Consider the following 12,202-nt stretch of genomic DNA (forward strand, 5'->3'; position numbering starts at 1 on the left):
TCCATGGAATACTATCTATTGACTTCTACCTGCCGCAAGCCTAAACCAATCCAGCGGCAACGTATCGATCATTAGAACTAATCACTATCTAACATATAAACAGGCGTATCAGCCGACATCATCTTGCCAATGCCATCACACATCACCAACCCCGCGCCTGCCGGGCATTCCAGACAGATGCCAGTTAAAAACCCTGGTTATTGCCGCCCATGAAAAACAACATCCATGGCCAGACAAGCCAGGACATTTCTTTTCTGCGTTAGAGATAAACAATGATCTTTTAGTCTGTTCAGCAGAACGATTTCGATCCGATTTCAGCTATGAGGCCCATCGATGCCAAGAGTCTACCCCTGACACATCGAAGTCAATACCGGTCGAAAACTGACACATCCTGACGAAGTAAAACCGCCACACTGGCGGTTATCAAGTTCGATTCATGAGTGTGAAATAACCGTTTCGTGAGTTTTTTGTAGGTGCTTTCCTACGAATCGATTGTCATCGTCTGCGCGGTCGCTTTGACCGTTCTGTCATCCATTGCCTACGTCGATAGTCACCATCAACTCAATGAAGTTCTCATAAAAAATCTGCGGCGTAACATCGGCTCCATACCAAAACAACGACCCCCCGGAGCACACCATCATGAAACGCCAACTCCTTCTCAGCATCGCTTTCTCGGTTTTTGCAGTTAACGCTTTCGCCGCTACCTCTGCTCACCCGGTTGTCGCTGAAGGCGGCTCGGATCGTCTGATGGAAAGTCGTGTGGCTGAGGGTGGTTCGGATCGTCTGATCGAAAACCGTGTTGCCGAAGGTGGCTCCGACCGTCTGATCGAAAGCCGTGTTGCCGAAGGTGGCTCCGACCGTCTGATCGAAAGCCACGCTGCATAAATGAATAGCTTCACCGCGGTACTCAATGAAAAGCCCGGCCTGTCCGCCGGGCTTTTTCATGCGCCAGAATAAATCAGTCTCCAATCAAGGACCGACTGACCTTGTAAACAAAACTCGGCGCCTGCCCCGGTACGTCGTCCAGCACGTCGACACGTTGCATGCCGATTTTTTCCAGCACGCCTATCGAGGCAGTGTGGGCGGGCCTGACCAGCGCAAAAACCTCAGGCACCTTCAGCTCGTCGAATCCATATTCAAGCGACGCCCTGCTCAACTCAGTCGCATACCCCTGGCCCCAGGCGGACACGGCAAGTCGATAACCGAGGTTTAGCCGCTCGACATCGCCGTACTTGCGCCAACCGATACCGCCGAAACCAATGACGCAATCAGGGGCAACACGGGTGGCGATGGTCCACAGTCCGTAGCCGTGAATGGTCCAGTGGCGAATCCAGTCATTCAGCAGCGTTTCAGCCTGGTCAATAAGCGTCAAAGGCCCGACCGGGTTGTATTGGTTCGTGGCAGGGTCGCCGTAGATGGCAAACAGGCTGGCCAGGTCTTCGGGTTGAGGTGGCCTTAAAAACAATCGCGAGGTGGTTCGTTGCATCGCTTTTGATCCTTGGCGAATGTCGGGAAGCCTATTGCGGCTGAAAGGTCTGAAGGTACGCCAACAGGTTTTCGATCTTTTCCGGATCGCTGAGCCCCCAAAAAATCATGCGAGTGCCAGGGACCACTTTCTTTGGCGCTTCAAGGTACGCGGCCAGGGTTTCGCGGGTCCAGACGATGCCGGCTGATTTCATGGCGTCGGAATATTGGTAATCCGTGGTGCTGCCCGAGTGGCGTCCAAAAATGCCATTGAGTTGCGGCCCGAACGAACCCCGCGCCGACTCCCCGACCTGATGGCAGCCGCCGCATATCCGTTTGAACAGTGCCGCTCCCGCTTCAGCATCGCCGGCCGCGTGTGCCTGCGCGCTGGACAGCCCGGCATTGAGCACCAAGGCCAGGGTGAGTGCTGCGGCTTTCTTCATGTCCTGCTCCAAATCATCTGTGGCTTATCGCTTGTGAATCAACTCGCACCCGGTTGAAATTTCTTCCGGTAAGCCGCCGGCAACAAACCCACCCGCTGGCGGAAAAGTCTACGGAATGAATTGCCATCTTCGTAGCCCACGGCGTACGTGATGCTGTCCATTGTCATTCGCGTGGACTCAAGCAACTGCTTGGCCTTCTCCAGACGCAGGGTTTGCAGGTAGGTAATCGGCGTGTACCCGGTAGCCTCCTTGAAGCGCCTTTTGAAGTTGCGCACGCCGAACCCGAAGCGCTGGGCGACATCGTCAATCAGCAGCGGTTGATCGAAGTGTGCCTCCAGCCAGTTTTGCGAGCGCAGGATGTCGCCATCCCCGTGACTCTTCGGCATAGACCACATGACATACACCGATTGCTCGCTGCGCACCGTGTCGACGAGCAAGTATTTGCCACATTTCTGCGCCAGATCCAATGAGGCAAACCGGCGCACGAGGTGCAGCAAAAGGTCCATGGCGGCACTCGCGCCACCGCTGGTGATCACGCGGTTGTCCTCGCAGAGGATCTGCGTTTCCTCCAGACAGACCTCGGCATACCGACGACGAAACAGGTCTGCAAAGGCCCAGTGCGTGGTTGCCCGAACGCCATCCAGCAGGCCCGCTTCGGCCAGCATGAACGCCGCCGTACACATTGAAGCCACAACCGCACCCTGCGCATGCTGTTGACGCAGCCAGGGACCATAGGCGGAAAATGCCGGCAAGGCGTCCCTCAGGGTGAAGAGAAAACCGGGGATCAGCACCAGATCGGTTCGCAGGACCTCGACGGTGGACAGGTCCGCGCGCAGCGTCTGCCCTCCCCATGCGGCGACATCATTGCCATCAAGGGAGGCAATGACAACTTCAAAAGGCGCAACCGCCGTGTCTGCGAACAGATTGGCGGCGCTGAGCACTTCCAACGCCATGGTGGCGCTGGCAGCGGAACATTGGTCCGCCAGTAAAAGAGTGACGTGCATGCATGATCCTGTTGCGCTTTTCGCATGTAAAAAGTCATTTGCGCACCTACCTTACCTGATCCCTCCTCCCTAAAGTGCACCGGTCACTCAATCATCGGCGTACTTATGAATCTCTGGTTCCGACTGTTCCTCATGCTGTTTCGTCGTCCGTGGCGCAAGCCAGTCGACGCCCTGGCGACCACCGTCATCCGTCTGCGCGTCTGGCCGCTCGACCTCGACCTCAACCGCCACGTGACCAATGGCCGTTATTTCACCTTGGCCGACCTGGGGCGCATGGACTACGTACTGCGCAGCGGCGCATTCCGCGTGGCCTTGCGCAATAAGGCGGTGCCGATCGTTGGCGATACCTGGGGCAAATTCCGTCGTGAGCTGAAGCTGTTCGAAGCCTTCGAGATTCACACCCGGATGCTTGGCTGGGACGATAAGTGGAGCTTTATGGAACATCGCTTCGTGAGCAAAGGGCGCGTGGTCGGCGTGGTCGTGATGCGCGGCCTGTTCCGCGCGGGCAAAGGCACGGTTGCACCCGGCGAGTTTGCCCGGGAGCTGGGCCTGGCGGAACAATCGCCACCGATGCCGCAGTGGCTGACAGACTGGTCGCAAAGCTGCAACGACATGAGCCTTGAGCTTCGAGAGGAGGAAGGTCAGCCTGCCCGGCGCCCGCGGACAGTCGAAGAAGTTTGAGGCGCCCGTTATCCGCTGACAGCAGCAAGCGCAGACTCTATCCTGTGCACCCCGCGATTTCACCGGAGAACTCTGTGCCACCCCTGACCGCCCGCGAGGTTTACCAGCAGTTGCGCGACGCCGCGCTGGAAGTTCGGCCTCTAATGCGCCTCGCCGAACAATCCGAGCCCGGCCACGTGCAGGTCAATATCGAAGGCTGGCGCCTGAGCCTCGGTGTCGACGGTAATCGCCTGCTGCATTGCCAACGTTGCCAGAGCCCGGACGGCCGCGAGGGTGAACTCGACCGCTGGCAACGCTACGGCACCGACCCGGTCAGTTTGCTCAGCACATGGGAGTTGGCGCAGATTGAGCGGTTGCTGGGCCTGCTGCGCAAACCTTAAAGATCAACGATCAATGTACCCGCAATGCTCTCGGCAAATTCGACACCAAACAGACGACCCGGCGTTTCGAACCCGCAACGCCGCTCCCCGCCCAGCACGCGTCGCGCTGCTTCCACAGCGGCCAGTGGTGTGTACGAATAACCGTTGACGGTCTCAATCACCGACCGTGCAACATGCCCATCGTCACCCGTCACCTCGGCAACCGCACGAGCCCGGTGAGACAGGCGCTCTTGCTCGTCAGGGCCATCGGGAAGTTGCGACAGGTCGCCCTCGGGGAAAGCATCACCGCTGATGTGCACGAACATGGCAATGTTCGGAATACCCGTTGAGCGCCCACCGGTGACCAGGTCACCGAACGACAGCGGCGCACAGAGCACAGGCCCGGCACCGAAATCGAAGTGACTCGGTTGCGCATCCGGCGCAGGAACGAGTACGCCGTCGACCCGCGCCATCAGCCCCGCACCGATGATCTCGCCGACACTGTTGGCCGATCCGCGTGACATGGAGCCTGCGACCTGAAGCGCGATCCGCAACGACTGCGGATTCTCGACGCGGCGGGCAACGTGCATGGCGAGGCAGTCGGTGGGGACAACGTCCCAGCCGACGCCAGGCAAAAGCATCACGCCGGCCCCCTCACCTAACCGCTCGGCCAGTCGATAAACGTTGATCTCGGCAGTGATGTCGAGATAGTCGACTCCGGCCCCGATACAGGCCCGCATCAAAGGTTCTGCCGTCAATACAAAAGGGCCGGCGCAGTTCAACAGGACGGTGACGCCGTTGAGCGCTTGCGCCGTTTGAGCGTCTGGCGCAAAGGTTCGATAAGGCACGCTCAGTTGCCGGGCAAGCGCCGCCAACCTTGCTGCATCTCGTCCGGCGATCTCGAAGTCCAGCCCCAAGGCCTTCGCCTGCGCCGCCACCATCCGGCCGGTGTACCCGGTGGCACCGTAAATCAGCAGTTTGCTCATTGTGGGTGCTGCCAGTTTTTATAGACGAATTCGATGCTGTACCCATCCGGGTCCAGTACGTTGGCAGCGTAGTAGTTCGGGTCGTAATGCAGCCGTGCGCCGGGAGCGCCGTTATCGGTTGCGCCTGCCGCCATCGCAGCGGCATAAGCCGCATCGACCTCGGCCCTGCTGTTCGCGACGAACCCGACATGAGCAGCCCGCCCCTCTACCACACCTTCACGCAGCCAGAAAAACACCCGACCTTGCGCGCCGAAACCCTTGAGGTCCGGATGGCCCGGCGGGCCGTCCTTGCCGTCGTAATCCAGCCGGCTGGTAATCCCGAGCGGTGTGAGCGCCGCGGTATAGAAATTGACGGAGCGTTGAGTGTCGCTCACCGAAATAAAAACATGATCTAGCATGGAATGTGCCTCGCTGATTCAGATGATGTAACCGCCGGAAACCTCAATGGATTGCGCGTTGATCCAGCCACTGTCTTCGGACATAAGCGTGGCGATTACACGACCCACGTCGTCCGGTTCGCCGACACGGCCGAGCGCCGTTTGCGAAGCTAGCAGGGTCTCGAACTCTTCGCTCAAACCGCCACCCAGTTCAGTGCGAATGGCACCGGGAGAGACAGAATTGGCACGGATGCGCCTCGCACCAAACTCTTTGGCCATGTAACGAGTGAGTACTTCCAGCCCACCCTTGAAGGCGGCATAAGGCGCCACGCCCGGAGTGACCACGCGCGTTGTCGCGCTGGTGAGGTTGACGATGCTTGCACCCTCCTCCATCAACGGCAGCAATGCCTGGGTCAGGAAGAACGGGCCTTTGAGGTGAACGTTCATGAGGTCGTCGAACTGCGCCTCGGTGACTGTCTCGATCGGATTGAATAAGCCGTGGCCGGCATTGTTGACCAGACCGCCCAGGGTTGTGGCTTGCCAGTTCGATTGCAGTGCATGCCGTACCGCCTCGAAGAACACACCAAACGATCCGGCATCGCTGACATTCAGTTCGAGGGCAACGGCATTGCCACCCTCGGACTTGATGCGTTGCACAACCGAGTCGGCCGCTTGCAGGTTGCTCTTGTAGGTCAGGATGACGCCCATTCCGCGCCGGGCACATTGCACTGCGACGCTGGCACCGATGCCTCGGCTGCCGCCGGTAATGACGATAACACTCATGGTTTGCTCCACTGCTAATCAGGTGAGCAACCACGGTAACCATAGAACACGGGGCGAGCGCAGCCGTTACTACTCCAATCCTGCCTGTTTCTGCTTTTTGCTTGCGTCGTGCGTCACCCTGCTGTCAGATGTCTCCCCATGGAAAATCAACTGAATGAACTCAGGGCCCTCGCCGCCAGGGCCGAAAACAGGCGTACAGAGACCGGCATTCCGCGCGTGGCCATGGTCCAGGGTGCGATTCCCGAGCATCAACTGGCCGCTGTCTATGAGCCGATGATCAACCTGATCCTGCAGGGCAGTAAGTCCATGACCGTCAGCGATCGTACGCTACAGTATGACCCGGCGACTTACTTCGTGATGTCGATTGAACTGCCTGCGGTCGGCAGTGTGCATCCGGCAACTTCCGGCGAACCGTATCTCGCCGTCGCCTTGACGCTTGATCCTGCCGTTCTGGCGATGCTGCTGACGGACCTGCCAAAACCTGCCGCCCAGCATGAGCAAGAGGCCGGTTTTTCGGTGGCCGCGGTCACGCCCGAGCTGATGGATGCCTGGGTGCGCATGCTGCGGTTGATGGACCGGCCGGCGGACATTCCGGCCCTGGCCCCGGTTTACGAGCGGGAGATCCTTTATCGGGTTTTGCAAGGACCCCACGGCTGGATGCTGCGCGAAATTGCCGCGCCTGATACGGCCATGGCCCGAGTGAGCCTGGCCATCCAGTGGATCCGCCGCGCCTTCGCCGAGCCGCTACGGGTCGAAGAAATGGCCCGGAAAGCGTCGATGAGCGTGTCTGCGTTCCACCGCCATTTCAAAGCCGTCACCACGCTCAGCCCCTTGCAGTATCAAAAACGCGTCCGGTTGCTTCAGGCGCGGACCCTGTTAATCGCGAACGCTAAAAGCGTCACCAGCGCCGCTTTCGATGTCGGCTATGAAAGCGCCACCCAATTCAGCCGCGACTACGCCCGTGTCTTCGGCTTGCCTCCGGCACGAGATGCCGCGCGGATTATGGCTGAAATGCGCGGTCGTGCCGACTGAGTGATCAGCCCTGTTACCCCTAAGGATGTGCCAGGGCTTTTCGACCTCCCGAGTCTGCACAGCTCACAGGATCAAAACCGCGGTTTGACCGCCTTCCAGTCCGTCTTGTAACGCTGCATCTGCTTCACGTCATCGCGCTGGCGAATGCCGCAAGTCAGGTATTGGTCATGCAGCTTGCCGAGCTGATCGTGGTCCAGTTCTAAGCCCAGACCCGGTGCACGGGTGATTTTCACGTAGCCATCGACGATCGGAATTTTGCCGCCCTTGATCACCTCTTCATCCGGCTCCTGCCACGGGTAATGCGTGTCGCAGGCATAATCCAGATTGGGCAATGCAGCGGCCACATGCGCCATCGCCATCAGGCTGATGCCTAAGTGCGAATTGGAATGCATGGACACGCCAAGGCCAAAGGTGTCGCACATTTTCGCCAGCGCCTGGGCGACGATCTGCTCTTCGTTTCGCGACATCGACCTGAGCGAAGGGGTGCAGAGCGAGTTGCATTTGATCTCGCGCGGGAACAACGACAACCCGGCGTTTGCGATGTTGCTGGAGGGGATTCGACGGGCTGTGCGGGAAGGATGGGGGGTTTGAAATTGCCACGAAAACAGTCGTTCGGCACACTCCCCTGCCCCCGATCCACCCGGGCCATGAAAGCGCCGCCACTGGCACCCACCCGACCATTGCGCATACCATGCCGCGACTCCAAACACTTCAGCCAGGCCCCCATGATCAAAGCCAGTCTGCGAAGCCACCTGACTCTCTGGTTTGCCGGTTTGTCGCTGCTCACGCTCGTGAGCGTGGGTTTCTACGTGGGCCACATCGCCACCGAGCAGATGAAGCAGGCCAGCGGCAATGCATTGTTGAGCACGGCAAGGTCTGCGGCAGAGCTGTTGGGCGCTCAGTTGCATGAACGTCAGCTCGAAGTATCCCTGCTCAGTCGGGCCCCGTTTTTCAAACATGGCGACCTGGACGATCCGGATATCTTGACCTCGATGGAGCTGCGTTCGCAGTCCCGCGCCGAGTACGCCTGGATGGGCGTGGCGGACGCCAGCGGACGTGTGCGGCAAGCCGTGAATGGCCTTCTGGTGAATCAATCGGTGAAAGAGCGCCCCTGGTTTCAAGCCGGCTTGCGCGGTGCCTACACCGGCGATCCTCACGAGGCGGTGTTGCTGGCCAAACTGCTGCCGGGAACCGCCAGTGGTGAACCTTTGCGCTTCATCGATTTCGCCGCGCCGATACGCAATGCCGAGGGCCAGGTCGTCGGCGTGCTGGGCGCTCATGCCCACTGGAGTTGGGTGACGCGGATTGTTGACGCGGCGGTGCTGCGAAAAGACATGACGCCTGAAGTGGAGGCGCTGATCGTCGACCACAACGGCAAAGTGCTCTACCCGGAATCGCTCATGGGGCAACGCGTGCCAAATATGCCGCTGGCCCGGGAAAACCATTCCGCCACTTCTGGCTGGTCAGTGGGCAGCGGTTACCTGACCAGCGTTGTCGCGGTGCCGACGCCATCGAGTACCGACCTTGCGTGGTACATCGCCGTACGGCAACCCCTTGATATCGCGCTTCAGCCGGCACGTATCCTGTTTTACAAGTTGCTGGGGTTGGGCGTCATCGCCGCGATCGTGTTCGGTCTGGTGGCCTACTACCTGGCGCTGTACCTCAGTCGCCCGATCGAGCAACTGGCAAAGTCGGCCAAACAGGTACAGAACCAACAACCCGGCGTGACCTTCCCCCGTGATCATTCGGTGCGAGAAATTGCCCAACTGGGCCAATCCCTCCAGGGCATGACGCAGTCCTTGCTCGGCAAAGAGCGCGAGTTGCAGGAGGCCAATGCGTCGTTGGAAGCCACCGTCGCGCAACGCACCGCTGCCCTCACCCAGGCCAATGCCGATCTGTTGAAACTGGCCACCCACGACGCGCTGACAGGGGTGTACAACCGGCGGCGATTCGACGAGAAACTGGACGAGTGCAACCTGCTGTTTCAACGCACCGGACGACCCTTCGCGTTGCTGTTCATTGACGCCGACCACTTCAAGCAAATCAATGACACCCACGGCCACGCGATTGGTGATGAAGTGCTGCACCAACTCGCCCGGCTGATTCAGGACACCACCCGCGCCACTGACTTTGTGGCCCGTTACGGTGGTGAGGAATTTGCGGTGCTGTTACCGGAAGTCGAGGAGCCCGAGAGTCCCGAGGTCGTTGCCGAGAAGATCCGTGCCGCGATTGCCGCAGCCACGTTTGCCACGGTCGGGCACGTCACGGTCAGTATCGGTATCGGGCTGGCCGAGTCATCGGATAGCAATACGACCGCGCTGATCAAACGCGCCGATCAGCAGCTCTATCAGGCGAAGTGGTCGGGAAGGAATCGGGTGGCTCAACAGGCTCGCGTGCCGGAGCGCCACTGAGTGCCCCAACTCTTCAAAACCCAAAGCAAAAAGTCCGGCCAGTTAAGCAATTTCTGCTGTCACATACTCTTGTAGCAGCTGGCGAAGCCTGCGTTCGGCTGCGCAGCAGTCGTGAAATCAGACGATGCGGTGTATCAGAAAAATCGCGTGCTCAGGATTTACGACTGCTGCGCAGCCGAACGCAGGCTTCGCCAGCTGCTACAGATTAGAGCGTCGCGATTCTTCAACTTACACCTACGAAAAAGCCCGGCTTAGCCGGGCTTTTTCAGATCAACGCGTGACGGTGCGTTGAGCTTACTGAACGTTTTTCAGCTTGACCACATCACCGGAGATCTTGGTGGTGTAGCCGGTCAGGACCCAAGCCCAGAACCAGTTTTCCTGCACCTGGGTGTTGATCATCGCGTCACCACCCTTGGCTTTGATCGCCGCGTTCTGTGCGCGAACAAAACGGTTGTTCTGCTGGATCGGGATCACGCCAAACAGCAACAGGCCGGTGGCCGTCGCTTCGCTGTGGCCGATTACAGTGTATTGGCTGCTTTCATAGTGCTGGGTGTTCATCGGAGTGCCGGTGCAACCCGCCAGAACCAGACCGAACAGAGAAACGGCAACAACTTTACTGAGGTACTTCACTGAAAAACTCCATGAGATGTTGCCCGGGATCCATCTCTCGGGCGGCACACACTCTAACGGAATAGGTGGCCAATTGGTATCGCCTGCGCAGGGCATGACTCACTGTAAAAACCTATGTAAAGCGTGCTTTACATCCACAAGATCATCGGCGAATATGTAAAGGCCGTTTTACATCAAGGACAATGAAATGAAACGGTACTACTACGAAATGGGCGCTGGGCTGGCCTTGTATTCGGTCGTGTTAATGGCTTCGATATTCCTACTTCTGCGCATACAGGAGGCCAGTATTGTTTTGCGCACCGTCATCACACTTACACCCGTGATTCCAGCCGCCTTGATTTGCTGGGCAGTCGTGCGGCAACTTCGGCGTCTGGACGAAATGCATTTACGCATCCAGTTTGAGGCGCTCGGCTTCGCGTTTGCGGCTTCCGCACTACTGACCTTCAGCTACGGCTTTCTGGAAAATGTCGGGGCGCCCCATCTGCCGTGGTTGTGGGTTTGGCCGGTGATGGGATTGATGTGGATCATCGGGTTGCAAGTAGCCAGACGCCGTTATCAATGAAGAACCGACTCAAGGAACTTCGCGCCGAACGCAAGTGGTCGCAGGTCGATCTGGCAGCGCTGTTAAATGTCTCGCGCCAGACGATCAATGCGATCGAGAACGGTCGTTATGATCCGAGCCTTCCGCTTGCATTTCAAATCGCCAGGGCTTTTGAGTTACCCATCGAAAGCATTTTTGACGATGAGTTTTCCAGTCAGGGCTGATGCGTGGCTCTGGTCAATTGCCGCCGCTGTTGAACGGCGGCTTTTGACACAGCTCCATCGCCACTCCATCAATCGTGCACGCCCCCCTCTTCCCTCCGGCCCCATCAGCACCACGGCGATCGAAGCACCGAACGCCACCGCCCAGTTATTCCCCGTGATGTCCAGCAACCAACCGATCACTACCGGCGACACGGCGCCCGCCAGGGCCATGCCCGTGAAGGTGCAGGCGCTGGAGGTTGCGGAGTGTTCGTGGGACACCTCGGTGCCGATGACCCACAGCGGCGAGTCGGCCAGTTCCGAGCAGAAGAACGAGAAGCTCAGGCCACAGCCGCAAACTGAGGCTTACAAAAGAACCGCCCCGCAAAGGCGGTTTTTTTTCGCCCGTCGTTTGAGTCTTGCATATGTGCGTTGCACCGGGGCCAGCGCTGCCACCTCGCCGAGCAGCGGGCCGTCTTCGTCGCTGGCGGTGCTCTTTTCAGAATATTGGGTGGCTTCATGTCGGAGTTGTAGGCAAACTCCGAGAGTTGCGTAAGGAAGCGCGTTTCAGTGCTTTTCAGCAAGCTATAGCCTTGTTGGCCTTTCTTCCGACGGGATATTCTTCAGACGTCGCTGCACATTCAGCGATCGGGCTTGGTAACCCGTCGAGTTGCGCAACAGCGCTCCCTTCACAGTTTCTGGCAGTCGTACGGCTACGAACTTGTGTTATGGCGGCTGTGCGTGGGACGCCTTCGGGCGTGCCGGTCTCCTTGACTCCCGGTTTACCAACCTGCGCGCAGCTGCCACCCATTCGCTTGGTAACGAAAAGTGGCAGCTCCTCACGTCAAGGAGTTGGACAAATGCACACTGTTAATCCGTATAAGCTCAGCCTTTCTTTTCTGCGCACTAAAGCGCGCAATGATCTATCGCTCGACCACCCCTTCTGCTTGATAATCGGGGGTGGAAAATGACCGAACCAACCGAAGCAAAAACCATTGGCTTCACCCCCTGCATCTATTGCGTAGACCGCCCACTGTTCCATGTCAGCGCCGGCGTTCCTGTCGACGCAGCACTGGCAATGGCTTCAGATCTACTGTTCCTGGCCAAGGCGCTTACAAAAGACGCCGCCTATGACAGAGAAACGGACCGTTTTTCGTGGGCCGCGCACTATTTGACGGCAATGGGGAAAGCGGTGATTGATGATGTGGTCAAAGCGGTTACGCCACGACCTGATAGAGCGAGTATGAAAGTCGCAAAATAGCGGCTAATCACATCCAGATGTTTGCCCCGA

At 58.6% G+C, this 12,202-nt stretch carries 15 protein-coding genes and 3 pseudogenes; 10 read left to right on the forward strand and 8 right to left on the reverse strand.

Annotated elements, in window-relative coordinates:
- Positions 1–639: 639 nt before the first annotated feature.
- Positions 640–882 (forward strand): annotated as a pseudogene (locus tag ACYZTY_RS16845) (phage infection protein); the annotation flags it as partial.
- Positions 883–958: 76 nt separating this feature from the next.
- Here ACYZTY_RS16845 and ACYZTY_RS16850 read toward each other — a convergent pair.
- From ACYZTY_RS16850 to ACYZTY_RS16860, 3 genes are read right to left on the reverse strand one after another with little or no spacing between them, the layout of a single operon-like run.
- Entirely contained in the window at positions 959–1,486 is a 528-nt protein-coding gene (locus ACYZTY_RS16850) for a GNAT family N-acetyltransferase (protein WP_461954664.1), read from the reverse strand.
- 31 nt (positions 1,487–1,517) lie between these two features.
- Positions 1,518–1,907: a c-type cytochrome gene (locus ACYZTY_RS16855; protein WP_461954665.1), complete on the reverse strand. Its 390-nt coding sequence runs from the start codon at positions 1,905–1,907 to the stop codon at positions 1,518–1,520.
- A 38-nt stretch (positions 1,908–1,945) separates the two neighbouring features.
- On the reverse strand, positions 1,946–2,911 hold the full coding sequence (locus ACYZTY_RS16860; RefSeq protein ID WP_461954666.1) for a GlxA family transcriptional regulator: 966 nt from the start codon (positions 2,909–2,911) through the stop codon (positions 1,946–1,948).
- Between the two features lie 105 nt (positions 2,912–3,016).
- Here ACYZTY_RS16860 and ACYZTY_RS16865 point away from each other — a divergent pair, with 105 nt between their 5' ends.
- Positions 3,017–3,592, forward strand: coding sequence for an acyl-CoA thioesterase (locus ACYZTY_RS16865; RefSeq protein ID WP_461954667.1), 576 nt, complete (start codon positions 3,017–3,019; stop codon positions 3,590–3,592).
- A gap of 74 nt (positions 3,593–3,666) precedes the next feature.
- The gene (locus tag ACYZTY_RS16870; protein WP_461954668.1) at positions 3,667–3,972 is read left to right on the forward strand and encodes a DUF7693 family protein; all 306 of its coding nucleotides are present in this window, start codon (positions 3,667–3,669) and stop codon (positions 3,970–3,972) included.
- Here ACYZTY_RS16870 and ACYZTY_RS16875 read toward each other — a convergent pair.
- From ACYZTY_RS16875 to ACYZTY_RS16885, 3 genes are read right to left on the reverse strand one after another with little or no spacing between them, the layout of a single operon-like run.
- On the reverse strand, positions 3,969–4,937 hold the full coding sequence (locus tag ACYZTY_RS16875) for a saccharopine dehydrogenase family protein (RefSeq protein ID WP_461954669.1): 969 nt from the start codon (positions 4,935–4,937) through the stop codon (positions 3,969–3,971). The genes ACYZTY_RS16870 and ACYZTY_RS16875 overlap by 4 nt on opposite strands.
- Positions 4,934–5,335, reverse strand: coding sequence for a VOC family protein (locus tag ACYZTY_RS16880; protein ID WP_461954670.1), 402 nt, complete (start codon positions 5,333–5,335; stop codon positions 4,934–4,936). Before ACYZTY_RS16880 ends, ACYZTY_RS16875 begins: the two co-directional genes overlap by 4 nt.
- 18 nt (positions 5,336–5,353) lie before the next feature.
- The gene (locus ACYZTY_RS16885; RefSeq protein ID WP_461954671.1) at positions 5,354–6,097 is read right to left on the reverse strand and encodes an SDR family NAD(P)-dependent oxidoreductase; all 744 of its coding nucleotides are present in this window, start codon (positions 6,095–6,097) and stop codon (positions 5,354–5,356) included.
- 138 nt (positions 6,098–6,235) lie between these two features.
- Between ACYZTY_RS16885 and ACYZTY_RS16890 the strand changes: the two genes are divergently transcribed.
- Complete coding sequence (locus tag ACYZTY_RS16890; protein WP_461954672.1) at positions 6,236–7,129, forward strand: AraC family transcriptional regulator; 894 nt, start codon at positions 6,236–6,238, stop codon at positions 7,127–7,129.
- A 71-nt stretch (positions 7,130–7,200) separates the two neighbouring features.
- Here ACYZTY_RS16890 and ACYZTY_RS16895 read toward each other — a convergent pair.
- Positions 7,201–7,602: pseudogene (locus ACYZTY_RS16895) on the reverse strand (enolase C-terminal domain-like protein); the annotation flags it as partial.
- On the opposite strand from ACYZTY_RS16895, the pseudogene ACYZTY_RS16900 reads away from it, so the two are divergent.
- A pseudogene (locus tag ACYZTY_RS16900) lies at positions 7,586–7,720 on the forward strand (LysR family transcriptional regulator); the annotation flags it as partial. The pseudogenes ACYZTY_RS16895 and ACYZTY_RS16900 sit on opposite strands and share 17 nt — an antisense overlap.
- Positions 7,721–7,854: 134 nt before the next feature.
- Positions 7,855–9,540: a sensor domain-containing diguanylate cyclase gene (locus tag ACYZTY_RS16905; protein ID WP_461954673.1), complete on the forward strand. Its 1,686-nt coding sequence runs from the start codon at positions 7,855–7,857 to the stop codon at positions 9,538–9,540.
- A 294-nt stretch (positions 9,541–9,834) separates the two neighbouring features.
- Here the strand turns inward: ACYZTY_RS16905 and ACYZTY_RS16910 are convergent, their stop codons facing one another.
- Positions 9,835–10,170 carry a hypothetical protein gene (locus ACYZTY_RS16910; RefSeq protein ID WP_461954674.1) on the reverse strand — a complete coding sequence of 112 codons (336 nt, stop codon included), beginning with the start codon at positions 10,168–10,170 and terminating at the stop codon, positions 9,835–9,837.
- A gap of 187 nt (positions 10,171–10,357) precedes the next feature.
- Here ACYZTY_RS16910 and ACYZTY_RS16915 point away from each other — a divergent pair, with 187 nt between their 5' ends.
- The 4 genes from ACYZTY_RS16915 to ACYZTY_RS16930 all read left to right on the forward strand — a co-directional run bounded on the left by ACYZTY_RS16915 (position 10,358) and on the right by ACYZTY_RS16930 (position 12,172).
- Positions 10,358–10,732, forward strand: a complete 375-nt coding sequence (locus ACYZTY_RS16915; protein ID WP_461954675.1) for a hypothetical protein — start codon at positions 10,358–10,360, stop codon at positions 10,730–10,732.
- A complete protein-coding gene (locus tag ACYZTY_RS16920) occupies positions 10,729–10,935 on the forward strand; it encodes a helix-turn-helix transcriptional regulator (RefSeq protein ID WP_461954676.1) in 207 nt (68 codons plus the stop codon). The genes ACYZTY_RS16915 and ACYZTY_RS16920 overlap by 4 nt, the downstream gene beginning before the upstream one ends.
- Positions 10,913–11,467, forward strand: coding sequence for a hypothetical protein (locus ACYZTY_RS16925; RefSeq protein ID WP_461954677.1), 555 nt, complete (start codon positions 10,913–10,915; stop codon positions 11,465–11,467). Before ACYZTY_RS16920 ends, ACYZTY_RS16925 begins: the two co-directional genes overlap by 23 nt.
- 411 nt (positions 11,468–11,878) lie before the next feature.
- A complete protein-coding gene (locus ACYZTY_RS16930; protein ID WP_131063042.1) occupies positions 11,879–12,172 on the forward strand; it encodes a DUF3077 domain-containing protein in 294 nt (97 codons plus the stop codon).
- Positions 12,173–12,202: the final 30 nt, after the last annotated feature.

Source organism: Pseudomonas sp. LB1P83 (genome assembly GCF_054897885.1).